The organism is Arthrobacter sp. TJ-263 (genome assembly GCF_058269155.1).
The window spans coordinates 641,831-654,701 of sequence record NZ_JBZCNE010000001.1 but is presented as its reverse complement, the minus strand read 5'-3'; the positions used below and the strand labels follow the sequence as shown (position 1 = coordinate 654,701).

Below are 12,871 nucleotides of genomic sequence, written 5' to 3'. Positions count from 1 at the left end.
GTCGCAACTTCAGCAACGCGCTCAGACTACCGATTGGCTGGTGCCGGAACCAGCCCCGATGCGAGCCTGTCGCCGTGACGGGAATCCGCGACGCCGCCCCCTTCGCTGTCCAGATCCAGCGGTTGGAGCAGGCGGGCCGTGCCCTTTGACGCAAAGCACGACAGACAGAGGAGGCCCCGACCGGTTGGTCGGGGCCTCCTTCGTCTGTCACACGCCGCGCCGGGCCGGCATCAGGCCAGGTGGAAGGTCTTCCCGAGAACGCGCTCGGACGCGCCGACCCGGTCCAGGTACGGGGTGATGCCGCCCAGGTGCATGGGCCAGCCGGCACCCATGATCATGCAGAGGTCGATGTCCTCGGGGGCCGCGACGACGCCCTCGTCGAGCATGCGCCCGATCTCGTCCGCCAGGGCGTCCTGCGTGCGGCGCAGCACCTCCTCCGAGGAGGACGGGCTGTCTCCGCGGTCCATGAGCGCCAGGGTCTGCTCGGGAACCACGGAGGAGCCGTCCTCCTGCTTCTCCCACAGGCCCTTCACGCCGGCATCGATCAGCTTCTGCTGGTTCGCGGAGACGTGGAAGCGGTTGCCGAACGCGGTGTGCAGCGACTCCTGCACGTGCTGCCCGACGGGCAGGCCCACGAGGGCGAGCAGCCGGAACGGCGTCATGGGCAGGCCCATCGGCCGGAGGGCGTTGTCCGCGGTCTCCGCGTCCGTCCCCTCGTCGAAGACCGCGGTGATCTCGCCGAACATGCGGCCGAGGATCCGGTTGACGACGAACGCCGGCGCGTCCTGCACAAGGACCGCGTTCTTCTTCAGGCCCTTCGCGAGGACGAAGGCGGTCGAGAGCACGGCGTCGTCGGTCTTGGGTGCGCGGACCACCTCGAGCAGCGGCATGGCCGCCACCGGGTTGAAGAAGTGGAAGCCGACCACGCGTTCGGGGTGCACCAGGTCCGCGGCCATCTCGGCCACGGACAGCGAGGACGTATTGGTCGCGAGGATGCACTCGGGCGAGACGACGGCCTCGACCTCCGCGAAGACCTCCTTCTTGACCGACATCTCCTCGAAGACGGCCTCGATGACGAAGTCGGCGTCCGCGAAGACGTCCTTCGACACGGAGCCGGAGACGAGTGCCCTGGTGCGGTTCGCGGCGTCCTGCGTCAGGCGCTTGCGCTCGAGCATCTTGTCGATCTCCGCGTGGACGTACGCGACGCCCTTGTCCACGCGGGCCTGGTCGATGTCCGTGAGGACCACCGGGACCTTGAGCTGCCGGGCGAACAGCAGCGCGAGCTGGCTCGCCATGAGCCCGGCCCCGACGACGCCGACCTTCGAGACCGGGCGGGCGAGCTTCCGGTCCGGGGCGCCGGCGGGGCGCTTGCCGCGTTTCTGCACCAGATCCAGGAAGGCGTACACCGTGGCATGGAACTCGGCCGTCTGCATGAGTTCGGCGAGGGCCGTGCACTCGGCAGCCGCCGATTCCTTCCGGGACAGCGTGAGGCCCGCCTCGAGCAGGTCGAGCACCCGCGACGGCGCCGGAGCGGCGTTGCTGGTCCTCGCCTCCACGAATCGACGGCCGGCCGTGACGGCGCCGGACCACTCGGCGTCGTCGTACCGGGCGAGACCGGCACGCCGCTGCTCGACGGCGTCCGCGGCCTCGCCGCCGTTGACCACGCGGGCGGCCCAGAGGAGGGACTGCTCGATGTAGTCGGCGGGCTCGAAGAGGGCATCCGCGATCCCGAGGTCGTAGGCGGCCCGGCCGTTCAGGCTCCGGTTGTTGCTCAGCGGGTTCTCGATCATGACCTTGACCGCGTTGGCCGGGCCGATGAGGCGGGGGAGTCGGTAGACGCCGCCCCAGCCCGGGACGAGGCCGATGAAGGCCTCGGGCAGGCCGATGCCGCTGGCGCCCGAGGAGACGGTGCGGTAGGTCGCCGCGAGGGCGATCTCCAGGCCGCCGCCCAGGGCCACGCCGTTGATGAAGGCGAAGCTCGGCACGCCCAGGTCCGCGAGGAGGTCGTACGCCTCGTGGCCGAGCTCGGCCATGAGGCGGCCGAGGTGCTCCGACCTGACGCTCTTGACCGTGCTGAGGTCCGCGCCGGCGACGAGGAAGTAGGGTTTGCCGGTCACGGCGACGGCGGAGATCTCCCCGCGCGCCGCGCGGTCCTTCAGGCCCTCGAGCGTGCGGCCGAACTCGATCAGCGTGTTGGGCCCGAGGGTGGTGGGCTTCGCGTGGTCGAGGTCGTTGTCGAGGGTGATGAGCGCGAGCACCCCGGCGCCCTCGGGCAGCGTGATGTCCTGGACATAGGAGTGGGTGACGATCTCGGCGGGAACCAGCGCGGCCAGTTCGTCGTAGCGTTCGAAGCTCATGCTGCATCCTGTCCGTAGTGCTCGTGGTGGGGGTTCTCCCAGATGACGGTCGCGCCCATGCCGAGGCCGATGCACATGGTGGTCATGCCGTAGCGGACCGAGGGGTCCTCCTCGAACTGGCGGGCGAGCTGGTTCATGAGGCGGACACCGGAAGAGGCGAGCGGGTGCCCGACGGCGATGGCGCCGCCGTAGCGGTTCACGCGCGGGTCGTCGTCGTCGATGCCGAAGTGGTCGAGGAAGCTCAGGACCTGGACGGCGAAAGCCTCATTGATCTCGAACAGGCCGATGTCGGAGATGTCCAGCCCGGCCTGGCGCAGCGCCTTCTCCGTGGCGGGGACGGGCCCGATGCCCATGACCTCCGGTTCGACACCGGCGAAGGCGTAGGCCACCAGGCGCATCCGCACCGGCAGGCCCAGTTCCGCCGCCGCGTCGGCGGAGGCGAGGAGGGCCGCGGTGGCGCCGTCGTTCAGTCCGGCGGCGTTGCCGGCGGTGACGCGCCCGTGGGCGCGGAACGGCGTCCGCAGCGTCGCGAGGTCCTCCACGGTGGTGCCGGGACGCGGGGGCTCGTCGACGCTGTTGAGGGTCCAGCCCGCGCCGGTCTTCTTCCCGGCGACCGGCACGAGATCGGGCTGGATGCGCCCGTCCTCGTAGGCCGTGGCGAGCTTCTGCTGGCTGCGCACGGCGTAGGCGTCCGTGCGGTCCTTCGTGATACCCGGGAAGCGGTCGTGGAGGTTCTCGGCGGTGTTGCCCATGTTCAGGGCCGCGGGGTCCACGATGCGCTCGGACATGAAGCGCGGGTTCGGATCCGCGTCGGCGCCCATCGGGTGGTTGCCCATGTGTTCGACGCCGCCGGCGATGACGACGTCGTACGCACCGAACGCGATGCCGGACGCCGTGGTGGTCACGGCCGTCATGGCGCCCGCACACATGCGGTCGATGGCGAAGCCGGGGACGGTGCGGGGGAGCCCCGCCAGGAGGGCGGCCGTCCGGCCGATCGTGAGCCCCTGGTCGCCGGTCTGCGTGGTGGCCGCGATCGCGACGTCGTCGATGCGTTCGGGCGGCAGGGACGGGTTGCGGCGCAGCAGGTCGCGGATGCACTTCACCACGAGGTCGTCGGCGCGCATGCCGGCGTAGATGCCCTTGTCGCCCGCCTTGCCGAAGGGGGTCCGTACTCCGTCGACGAAGACGACGTCGCGGACGGCGCGTGACGCGCGTGCCGTTCTGCCCGTGGGCATGGTCCCGGTTTCTAGGCTCACCTGGTACTCCTCTTCGAGATGTTGATCCGCGAACATGTTACTGGTCAGTAACATAGCGTGCAAGCGGCCGCCCGGGTGAGATCGGCTAGTCGGCAGCCGCGTCCTGGTTTCCCTGTCCACCCTTGGCGGGCAGCGGATCCGGGTCGAGGAAGGCGACCGTGATGATCGCGGCGACCTGCTCGATCTGCCACGGACGTGCACCGAGATCGGCGAGGGCCGCCGCGACGGACTCGAGCGAGATCTCCGCGGGCGGGCGCCAGGCGAGACGGCGCAGGTAGTCCGGCGTCAGCAGGTTCTCCACCGGCATCCCCAGCTTCTCGGCGCGCTGCGTCACCCGGGGCCGGGCGGTCTGCAGCCGGGCAGCGGCCTCGGGGTCCTTCTCCGCCCAGACGCGGGGTGGGGGCGGAGCATTCGAGGAGACGTGCAGGGGCGGGAGGTCGGTGAGCTTCCCCGCCTCGTTGAGGCACCGGATCCAGCGCGGGGCCTCCTTCTGTGCCGCCCGGCCGTGGAAGCCCTTGGTCGCCAGCAGCTGGGGAACGGTGGTCGGCATGGCCTTGGCCGCGGCGACGATGGCGGAGTCCGGGATCAGCCGGCCGGGAGCGACGTCCCGGCGCTGCGCGAGGTCCTCCCGCTCGAGCCACATCTGCCGCACGGCGGCGAGCTGCCGCCGGTCGCGCAGCTGGTGCAGCCCGGAGGTGCGGCGCCAGGGGTCCACGCGCGGCTCCGCGGGGGGAGTCCGGCGGATGTGCTCGAACTCCTCCTCGGCGATCCCCAGCTTGCCGTCCTGCTCGAGGAGCGCGGCCAGCTTGTCGCGCAGTTCGGTGAGGACCTCGACGTCGAGCGCCGCGTAGCGGAGCCAGGGCTCGGGGAGCGGCCGCTTCGACCAGTCCGCGGCCGAGTGCTCCTTGGCCAGGCTGAAGCCGAGCTGCGATTCGATGACGGCGGCGAGACCCACCCGCGGCAGTCCGGCCAGCCGCGCCGCGAGCTCCGTGTCGAAGAGCCGGTCCGGCCACATGCCGAGCTCCGAGAGGCAGGGCAGGTCCTGGCTGGCGGCATGCAGGATCCACTCGACGCCGTCGAGGGCCTCGTCGATGATGCGGAGGTCGTCGAAGGGCTCCGGGTCGATGAGCCAGGTGCCCGCTCCCTCGCGGCGGATCTGCACGAGGAAGGCGCGCTGCCCGTACCGGAAGCCCGAGGCCCGCTCGGCGTCGACACCCGCCGGTCCCGTCCCGCCCGCGAGGGCCGCCGCCGCGCGTTCGAGCCCGGCCTGGGTGTCGATGACCAGGGGCACGCCGTCGCGCGGTTCGGTGAGGGCGAGGGATTCGGGGATGCCTGTGTCGGCGGGATCGGATGCTTCGATGCGGTCCGTCTGTTCGGAAGTGTGGGAACTCATGGTGTTTTCAGTCTATCCCGGAGCATTCCGCGGCCCGACGGCCCCTCCCGCGTTTCGCACGCGGCCTCAGGACCGTCGGTGCGGAAGGTGGGCGACGCCGGCGGGCAGGGGCGGCAGGCCGGCGAAGGTGCACACCATGTCCGTCCAGGCCTCGAGGTGGCGCTGCACGTCGGAGGTGTCGGGTGTCCAGGAGGCCCGGAGTTCGATGTCGATGGTGTCCGGGCGGTCCCCCAGCATGCCGTAGCTCTCGGACAGGATCCTCGTGGCGGTGCCGCCCGCGCTGTGGTGGCGGGCGCCGCGGTTCTGCAGGGCCTCCACGAGCCAGGTCCAGGCCACGGAGCCGAGCAGGGCGTCGTTGCCCATGTCCGCCTCGAGCTGGGCGCGGATGTACGTCACGATCCGGAACCGGCCGTTCCACACCTCGGAGCCCGCGGGGTCGTAGAGGAGGATGAAGCGGCCCGTGGCCAGTTCCTCCGGATCGGGCGCGACGACGAGGGAGCGTGCCGGACCGTGGACGGGGGTGAGCGGTGGGAGGGTCGCCTCGAACACCTCGGCACCGAGGGCGACGGCGAAGGGGGCCAGGCGGGAGGGTGCGGGAACCTCTTCGAGGCGGATCTCGCTGCGGCGTGCCGCCCGCCGGAGGCCCGCGAGGGCGTCGAGGAACTCGGCAGGAAGCTGCGACACGCCACCGATTGCACTCACTCCCGCAGGCTATGCCCTGGGGGCGGGCGCGCAGCGGCGGCGCGCCGGGACCGTCAGGCGGACGCCTCCCGGCGGATGGCGTCGACGAAGGCGTCGACGTCCTCCTCGGTGGTGTCGAACGAGCACATCCAGCGGACCTCGCCCGTGGCCTGGTCCCAGTCGTAGAACCTGAAGCTCTCGCGGATGCGGTCCGCGGCGCCGGGGGGCAGGATCGCGAAGACCGCGTTCGCGGTGGTCTCCTGGGTAAGGGTCACGCCGGGGATCCCCCGGACCCCCTCCGTCAGGCGGGCCGCCATGGCGTTCGCGTGGGACGCCGAACGGAGCCACAGGTCGCCGTCGAGCAGGGCGATGAGCTGGGCGGAGACGAAGCGCATCTTCGACGCGAGCTGCATGTTGAGCTTGCGGAGGTACTCGAGCCCGGTGGACGCCTCCTGGTTCAGCACGACGACGCACTCGCCGAACATGAGGCCGTTCTTGGTGCCGCCGAAGGACAGGATGTCCACGCCGGCGTCGCGGGTGAAGGCCCGGAGGGGCTGGCCGAGCGCCGCTGCGGCGTTCGCGAGCCGGGCGCCGTCCATGTGGAGGCGCATCCCGCGGGCATGGCAGTGGTCGGCGATGGCCTTGATCTCGGCGACCGAGTAGAGCGTCCCGAGCTCCGTGGTCTGCGTGATGGAGACGGCCAGGGGCTGCGCGCGGTGCTGGTCGCCCCAGCCCCAGGCCTCGCGGTCGATCAGCTCGGGCGTGAGCTTGCCGTCCGGCGTGGGCACGGTCAGGAGCTTGATGCCGCCCACGCGCTCGGGTGCGGCGTTCTCGTCGACGTTGATGTGGGCGGTCTGCGGGCAGATCACGGCGCCCCAGCGCGGCAGCATCGACTGCAGGGAGAGCACGTTCGCTCCGGTGCCGTTGAAGACCGGGTAGATGGAGATCCCCTCGCCGAAGTGGTGCTCCATCACCTCCAGCAGCCGCGCGGTGTACTGGTCCTCGCCGTAGGCGACCTGGTGCCCCTCGTTCGCCGCGGCGATGGCCGCGAGGACCTCGGGGTGCACCCCCGAGTAGTTGTCCGACGCGAAGCTGCGCTGGGTGCGGTCGTGCAGGGGAGCGGGCGGGGCCACGGGAGTCAGGGTGTCGGTCACCGTCCCATTATCCCCGAACCGCGTCGATGCGGGTCCCGTTGACCTCCGCGGCCGGCGCCCCGGCCAGGCCGGCGAGGATCGCCGCGAGGTCGTCGACGTGCGTGTGGCCCTTGAACGCCCGCTCCGGGTGCTGCCCGCGCATCGCGTCGTCCACGAGGGCCCTGACGACGACCGCGGTCGCTGCCGCCGTCGTGCCGTCCCGGGCGAAGCCGTCGGCGACGGCCTGGACCCAGGCGTCGACGGAGGCCTTCACCGCGGCATAGGACGCGTTGGCCGCGGTGGGCGCGGTGACGGCCGTGGCGGACACGGCGGCGAGCCGGCCGCCGTGCTCTGCCAGCTGGTCGTAGAACGCCCGGCTCGTGTTGAACAGGGTCACGAAGACCGAGCGGTGCAGGAAGCCGTAGTCCTCGGCGGTCTGCGTGGTGATGCCCTTGCCGCCACGCCAGCCGCCGACGAGGTGGAACAGTGCGTCGGCGCCGCCGTGATCGGTGCGCACGCGGTCGGCGAGGGCCAGGACCGCGGCCTCGTCCGTGAGGTCGCACACCTGCCGGTCCACGCCGTCGAGGTCCGCGAACGCCGTGTCGAGGCGGCCGGCATGGGACCCGACGGCGACGACGGTCAGTCCGTCCGCCACCAGCCGCCGGGTGAGGGCGACGCCGGCTGCGCTGGTGGCGCCGGCGACGACGGCCGTGCGGGTACCGACGTCGTCGCTCACGCCGCGTCCGCCGTGATGCCGGCCGTGGACTCGATGACGGGCTTCATCTTCCGCTCCAGCGCCTCGAAGAACATGGACAGGGGGAACTCGTCGTCGAGGACGGCGTCGGTGAGAGCACGCGGCGGACCGAGAAGCTCGAGCGCGTCCGGTCCCTTCGCCCACACGGAGGCGGGATGCGGTGTGACGGTGGCCGAGACCAGCTCGTAGGCGGCGAGCCAGTGCGCGATCTTGGGGCGGTCGATGGACCGCCAGTACAGCTGCTCGATCTGCTCGCCGAGGGCGACGACGACGTCGGCCACCTCGTCCCAGTCGATGGTGAGCTTGGTGTCCGTCCAGTGGAGGACGCGGTGCTGGTGCATCCACGCGAACAGGAGCTGGCCGCCGAGGCCGTCGTAGTTGCGCACCCGGGTGCCCGTGATGCTGAAGCGGAAGATGCGGTCGAAGATCACGGCGTACTGCACGAGCCGGGCGTGCCTGCGGGCCTCGGGCGAGGCGTCCTCGTCCTTGGCGATCCGCACCGACTCGCGGAACGCCGTCAGGTCGCAGCGCAGTTCCTCGAGCGAGTACAGGAAGAACGGCATGCGCTGCTTGATCATGAACGGATCGAACGGCAGGTCGCCGCGCATGTGGGTGCGGTCGTGGATGAGGTCCCACATCACGAAGGTCTCCTCCGCGAGCGCCTGGTCCTCCAGCAGCTCGAGCGCCTCGCCGGGCAGGTCGAGGCGCGTGATCCCGGCGGCGGCGCGGACCACCCGCCGGAAACGCGCGGCCTCGCGGTCCGCGAAGATGGCGCCCCACGTGAACGTGGGGGTCCGGCTCACGGCGACGGTCTCGGGGAAGAGCACCGCGGAGTTCGTGCTGTAGCCGTCCGTGAAGTCGAGGAACCTGATCGGGACGAAGAGGGCATTGGAGTAGTCACCTGCTTCGAGTTCGGCGACGAACTCCGGCCACAGCCCCTCGACGAGGACGGCCTCGACGAGCCGGTTGGTGCTGCCGTTCTGGGTGTACATGGGGAAGACGACCAGGTGCTGCAGGCCGTCCGTGCGGTCCAGCTGCGGCTGGAAGGCGAGCAGCGGCTCGAGGAAGTCGGGGACGGCGAACCCCCCGGCGCGCCACGCCTCGAAGGCCGTCACGGTGCGGGCGAGGTAGTCGGCGTCGTGGGGGAACAGGGGTGCGAGCTCCTCGACGGCGGCGATGATCCGGAGGGTGTGGTCCGAGGCCGCCGCGTGGTGCTCGGCATCCGGGATGGACCCGTCCTTGACCTGCAGGAGTCGTAGCTCGTGGGCCGCGGCCTTGAGCGCCTTCCAGGCGTCGGTGTGCTGCGGCGTGCGGTTCGCTCGAACGAGGGGAGTGACGGTCATGGCTCCTGCTTTCTCCGGCCGGGACAACGGGTGGTGCGTATGGGGGAGCCTAGCAACTTGAACAGGAACTCTTAGCCACAAGCGGCCCGAGCATCAGACTTCCTTGCTCTCAACATCAGTTCGGAGTACAGGAGGGCCAGCCGGCCTTCACAGCACCCGGGAACGCAGGAAGGCCGGCCCCGGAGGACCGACCTTCCTGCACCACCCGCGCACCAGGGCGCCCGGGTGGCTACTCGGCGGGAACCAGCTTCATGGAGATGGAGTTGATGCAGAAGCGCTGGTCGGTCGGCGTGTCGAAGCCCTCGCCCTTGAACAGGTGCCCGAGGTGCGAGTCGCAGCGGGTGCACCGCACCTCGATGCGCTCCATGCCGAGCGAGCGGTCGTGCAGGTAACGGACGGTGCCTTCCGCGAGCGGTGCCCAGAAGGAGGGCCACCCGCAGTGCGAGTCGAACTTCTCGTTGCTCGTGAACAGTTCGGCACCGCAGGCCCTGCACTCGTAGGTGCCCGCCGTCTTGGCGTCGTAGTACTCGCCCGTGTACGGGCGCTCGGTGCCGGCGTTCCGCAGGACCTGGAACTCCTGGGGAGTCAGCTCCTGCCGCCATTCGTCGTCGGACTTCTCGATCTCTGGCCGGTAGCTCTCACGTTCAGTGGTCATAGCCTCTGCAACGCCTACGAGTCACCAATAAATCCCGACCCCGAGTACAGGTGCAGCACGGCGATGCCGAGCTTAGCCTGGGCCTTGCTGGCCCAGTCGGTGTGGAAGGTGTCCGCCACGGCGTGGGGGCGGGTGATGACCACCGCCTGGGCGGCTCCGCTCGCCTTCGCCTCCTGGATCATGGCGTCCACGGGATTCTCGCTCGTCGTCCGCCCGCGGGCCGTGAAGCCCTCGTCCAGGAGCAGCTGCAGCGAGGTCTCGAGGGCCTCGCGGGCCGTGGCCTCGTCGTGGCGGCGGTCGTCTGCGGAGAAGGTGCGGAACGCCTCGCCCACCTCGAACAGGCTCAGGTGGCGGAAGAACTCTCCCAGCACCGATTCGTTCGCGTCCTCGGGGATCAGGACGACGATCTCCACCAGTTCGTCCTCTCCGCGCAGGGTCTGCAGGTTGCGGAGATCCGGGCCGGTCAGTGCTTCTTCGCTCAGCACGAGGATTGTCTGGGTCATGGCGCCACTGTACTGCGCGGTCCTGCTCGCCATCCGAGGGGGACCCGCGGCGGCTGTGAATCGACGACCCTCGGCGCCGCAGGGTAGAAATGGAACCATGACATCGATGACGCCGCCGGCCGCCGCGCAGCAGGGGACCGCACCGTGGCTCAAGTGGACAGCGCTCGGCGTGGGCGCGGGGGCGGCCGTCGCATCCTCCGCGGCCGGAGCCGTCTCCGGACTCGCGGTGTATTTCGCGCGGCAGGTCGTCACGCCGGCGCGCGCCCGCGACGAGAACCTCGACATCCTCGCCGTCGTCGGATCCGCCGGGAACCAGACGGTCATCCTCCCCGCCACCGACGACACGACCGTGGAGGGGACCTACAGCCTCTACTTCGACCGTGGGGCCGGCCATGCCCGCATCGGTGCCATCCGGTCCTACGTCCCCCGTGAGGGCACCGTGGAACGCTGCGTCGACAGGGTGGACGCGGGCGACCTCGCCGCGGCCACGCGCGGCTGGTGGAGCGGCGCCGTCTACCCCTCGCCGTCCGCGGTGGGCTTCGCGGACGAGGAGGTGCACATCCCCGTCGAGGGCGGGGCCGCCCCCGCCTGGCTGGTCCGCGCCGAGGCACCGTCCGGCACCTGGGCGATCATGGTGCACGGCCGCGGCGCCACGCGTGCGGAGGCGTTGCGCGCGCTCGCTCCGGCCCGACGCCTGGGCATGACCAGTCTGGTCATCTCCTACCGGAACGACGGCGAAGCCCCCGCGGCACCGGACGGCCGCTACGGCCTGGGCATGACGGAATGGCACGACGTCGACGCCGCCATCGACTTCGCGATGACGCACGGCGCCCGCGACGTGGTGCTCTTCGGGTGGTCGATGGGCGGGGCGATCGTCCTGCAGACCGCGGACCTCTCACGCCACCGCAGCCGGATCACCGCGCTCGTCCTGGACGGGCCGGTGATCAACTGGATGGAGGTGCTCGCCCACCACGCCGCCCTCAACCGGATCCCCGCCCCCGTGGGGCGGCTCGGCCAGTACCTCCTGGCAAGCGAACGTGCGCGGAGGATCACGGGCCTCGCCGCCCCGCTGGACCTCAAGAGCATGGACTGGATCACGCGTGCGGAGCAGCTGACCCTGCCCACCCTGATTCTCCACAGCGAGGACGACGAGTTCGTCCCCATCGGCGCTTCGGCCGAGCTCGCGGCGAAGAATCCTGCCTTCGTCACGCTCGAGCGGTTCCACCGGGCCCGGCACACGAAGGAATGGAACGTGGATCCGCAGCGGTGGGAGTCCGTCGTCGAACGCTGGTTGGACGGCCTCCTGTTCGGCCGGACCCTCCCCGGCGGGAAGATGCCCGACCCGGCGGCTACTGAGCGTCCCTGATCTTCCGTTTGATCCGCCCCAGCATCGCGGACATGCCGCGCATCCGCAGGGGAGTGATGGCGCGGGTGAGGCCGAGGCGGTCGGGGACGTCGTCCGGCACCGCGAGGACCTCGGCGGCCGGTAGGCCGTCGAGCCCCTCGAGTAGGACGCCGGCGAACCCGCGCGTCGTCGGGGCCTCCCGGGGCGCCGAGAAGAAGAGGTGGACGGGCCGCTCCGGTCCACCGCCGATCTCCATGGTGAGGAACAGCGGGCTCTGGCACTCGACCACCTGCTCGAGCAGCTCGGGGTGGTCGCTGTACCGCTCGGGCAGCCCCGGGAGCCCGGTGGAGAACTCGAGGAGGAGCTGCAGGCGGTCCGGCTCGGACAGGGCCTGGAAGTCGTCGATGATCTCGGCGAGTTTCGCCGGGACGGTCTCCGCGGTCATCGTGCCGACGTCCGCGATCCGGCCGGCAGCTCGCCGGGCTCGGTGCCGCGGACGATGGGCACGCGGACGGCGTTGCCCCACTCGGTCCACGAGCCGTCGTAGTTGCGGACCCTGTCGAAGCCGAGCAGGTGCGTGAGGACGAACCAGGTGTGGCTCGAGCGCTCCCCGATCCGGCAGTACGCCACGACGTCGTCGCCGTCCTGCAGCCCCGCCTCGTCCCGGTAGATGGCGTCCAGTTCGGCGCGGGAACGGAAGGTCCCGTCCGGGGCGGCGGCCCGCGCCCACGGCACGGAGCGGGCGGTGGGGATGTGGCCGCCGCGCAGGGCACCCTCCTCCGGGTAGGCCGGCATGGTGGTGCGGGCACCCGTGTACTCGTCGCCGGAACGGACGTCGATCAGCGGGTTGCCCAGGTGGTCGAGCACATCGCTGAGATAGGCGCGGATCGTGGCGTCGTCACGGTCCACGATCGGGTAGTCGACAGCAGTGATCCCGGGCTTGTCCGTGGTCAGCGGACGGTCCTCCGCCACCCACTTGTCCCGGCCGCCGTCGAGCAGGCGGACGTCCTCGTGGCCGAAGAGCGTGAAGACCCAGAGCGCGTAGGCGGCCCACCAGTTGCTCTTGTCGCCATAGACGACCACGGTGGAATCCCGCGAGATGCCCTTGGACGCCATCAGGCGTGCGAAGCCCTCACCGTCGATGTAGTCCCGCGTCACCTCGTCGTTGAGCTCCGTGTGCCAGTCGACCTTCACGGCCCCGGGGATGTGACCCGTCTCGTACAGCAGGACGTCCTCGTCCGACTCGACGACGACGAGCCCCTCAGCGCCGAGGTTCGCGGTGAGCCAGTCGGTCGAGACGAGCCGCTCGGGGTGGGCGTACTCGGCGAACTTGTCCTGCGGATCGGGAGCCAGGGTCATTGCGGCCTTTCGCGTAGCTGTCAGCTGTCCGGGCACGACCGCGACGTCCTGAGGACGGGCGGGCGTGGTTTCCACTAGCCTAACGACGCGGC

The 12,871-nt window shown here is 70.9% G+C and carries 12 protein-coding genes; 1 reads left to right on the top strand and 11 read right to left on the bottom strand.

Annotation, left to right across the window (positions count from 1 at the left end; all coding sequences use genetic code 11):
• Positions 1-230: 230 nt before the first annotated feature.
• From AC4D2F_RS03070 to AC4D2F_RS03030, 9 genes are all read right to left on the bottom strand, one after another.
• The gene (locus tag AC4D2F_RS03070) at positions 231-2,357 is read right to left on the bottom strand and encodes a 3-hydroxyacyl-CoA dehydrogenase NAD-binding domain-containing protein (protein WP_490909450.1); all 2,127 of its coding nucleotides are present in this window, start codon (positions 2,355-2,357) and stop codon (positions 231-233) included.
• Entirely contained in the window at positions 2,354-3,592 is a 1,239-nt protein-coding gene (locus tag AC4D2F_RS03065) for a thiolase family protein (protein ID WP_490910512.1), read from the bottom strand. Before AC4D2F_RS03065 ends, AC4D2F_RS03070 begins: the two co-directional genes overlap by 4 nt.
• A 106-nt stretch (positions 3,593-3,698) precedes the next feature.
• Complete coding sequence (locus AC4D2F_RS03060; protein WP_490909449.1) at positions 3,699-5,006, bottom strand: HRDC domain-containing protein; 1,308 nt, start codon at positions 5,004-5,006, stop codon at positions 3,699-3,701.
• Positions 5,007-5,072: 66 nt separating this feature from the next.
• A complete protein-coding gene (locus AC4D2F_RS03055) occupies positions 5,073-5,708 on the bottom strand; it encodes a DUF3000 domain-containing protein (protein ID WP_490909448.1) in 636 nt (211 codons plus the stop codon).
• A gap of 53 nt (positions 5,709-5,761) precedes the next feature.
• The gene (locus AC4D2F_RS03050) at positions 5,762-6,841 is read right to left on the bottom strand and encodes a threonine aldolase family protein (protein ID WP_490909447.1); all 1,080 of its coding nucleotides are present in this window, start codon (positions 6,839-6,841) and stop codon (positions 5,762-5,764) included.
• Between the two features lie 7 nt (positions 6,842-6,848).
• Complete coding sequence (locus AC4D2F_RS03045; protein ID WP_490909446.1) at positions 6,849-7,556, bottom strand: SDR family NAD(P)-dependent oxidoreductase; 708 nt, start codon at positions 7,554-7,556, stop codon at positions 6,849-6,851.
• Positions 7,553-8,917, bottom strand: coding sequence for a DUF6421 family protein (locus AC4D2F_RS03040; RefSeq protein WP_490909445.1), 1,365 nt, complete (start codon positions 8,915-8,917; stop codon positions 7,553-7,555). Before AC4D2F_RS03040 ends, AC4D2F_RS03045 begins: the two co-directional genes overlap by 4 nt.
• 229 nt (positions 8,918-9,146) lie before the next feature.
• On the bottom strand, positions 9,147-9,572 hold the full coding sequence (gene msrB, locus AC4D2F_RS03035; protein ID WP_104165219.1) for a peptide-methionine (R)-S-oxide reductase MsrB: 426 nt from the start codon (positions 9,570-9,572) through the stop codon (positions 9,147-9,149).
• A 14-nt stretch (positions 9,573-9,586) separates the two neighbouring features.
• The gene (locus tag AC4D2F_RS03030) at positions 9,587-10,075 is read right to left on the bottom strand and encodes a hypothetical protein (RefSeq protein WP_490909444.1); all 489 of its coding nucleotides are present in this window, start codon (positions 10,073-10,075) and stop codon (positions 9,587-9,589) included.
• A 97-nt stretch (positions 10,076-10,172) separates the two neighbouring features.
• Between AC4D2F_RS03030 and AC4D2F_RS03025 the strand changes: the two genes are divergently transcribed.
• Complete coding sequence (locus AC4D2F_RS03025) at positions 10,173-11,441, top strand: alpha/beta hydrolase family protein (RefSeq protein ID WP_490909443.1); 1,269 nt, start codon at positions 10,173-10,175, stop codon at positions 11,439-11,441.
• Here AC4D2F_RS03025 and AC4D2F_RS03020 read toward each other — a convergent pair.
• Positions 11,425-11,865 carry a SufE family protein gene (locus AC4D2F_RS03020; protein ID WP_490909442.1) on the bottom strand — a complete coding sequence of 147 codons (441 nt, stop codon included), beginning with the start codon at positions 11,863-11,865 and terminating at the stop codon, positions 11,425-11,427. The two genes, AC4D2F_RS03025 and AC4D2F_RS03020, sit on opposite strands and share 17 nt — an antisense overlap.
• The gene (locus AC4D2F_RS03015) at positions 11,862-12,779 is read right to left on the bottom strand and encodes a sulfurtransferase (RefSeq protein WP_490909441.1); all 918 of its coding nucleotides are present in this window, start codon (positions 12,777-12,779) and stop codon (positions 11,862-11,864) included. Before AC4D2F_RS03015 ends, AC4D2F_RS03020 begins: the two co-directional genes overlap by 4 nt.
• Positions 12,780-12,871 lie beyond the last annotated feature (92 nt).

What these genes read in the sequence shown, in the direction of transcription:
- AC4D2F_RS03070 (WP_490909450.1), bottom strand. Translation starts at nt 2,357, where the DNA reads ATGAGCTTCGAACGCTACGACGAACTGGCCGCGCTGGTTCCCGCCGAG.
- AC4D2F_RS03065 (WP_490910512.1), bottom strand. Translation starts at nt 3,592, where the DNA reads ATGCCCACGGGCAGAACGGCACGCGCGTCACGCGCCGTCCGCGACGTC.
- AC4D2F_RS03060 (WP_490909449.1), bottom strand. Translation starts at nt 5,006, where the DNA reads ATGAGTTCCCACACTTCCGAACAGACGGACCGCATCGAAGCATCCGAT.
- AC4D2F_RS03040 (WP_490909445.1), bottom strand. Translation starts at nt 8,917, where the DNA reads ATGACCGTCACTCCCCTCGTTCGAGCGAACCGCACGCCGCAGCACACC.
- msrB (WP_104165219.1), bottom strand. Translation starts at nt 9,572, where the DNA reads ATGACCACTGAACGTGAGAGCTACCGGCCAGAGATCGAGAAGTCCGAC.
- AC4D2F_RS03030 (WP_490909444.1), bottom strand. Translation starts at nt 10,075, where the DNA reads ATGACCCAGACAATCCTCGTGCTGAGCGAAGAAGCACTGACCGGCCCG.
- AC4D2F_RS03025 (WP_490909443.1), top strand. Translation starts at nt 10,173, where the DNA reads ATGACATCGATGACGCCGCCGGCCGCCGCGCAGCAGGGGACCGCACCG.
- AC4D2F_RS03020 (WP_490909442.1), bottom strand. Translation starts at nt 11,865, where the DNA reads ATGACCGCGGAGACCGTCCCGGCGAAACTCGCCGAGATCATCGACGAC.
- AC4D2F_RS03015 (WP_490909441.1), bottom strand. Translation starts at nt 12,779, where the DNA reads ATGACCCTGGCTCCCGATCCGCAGGACAAGTTCGCCGAGTACGCCCAC.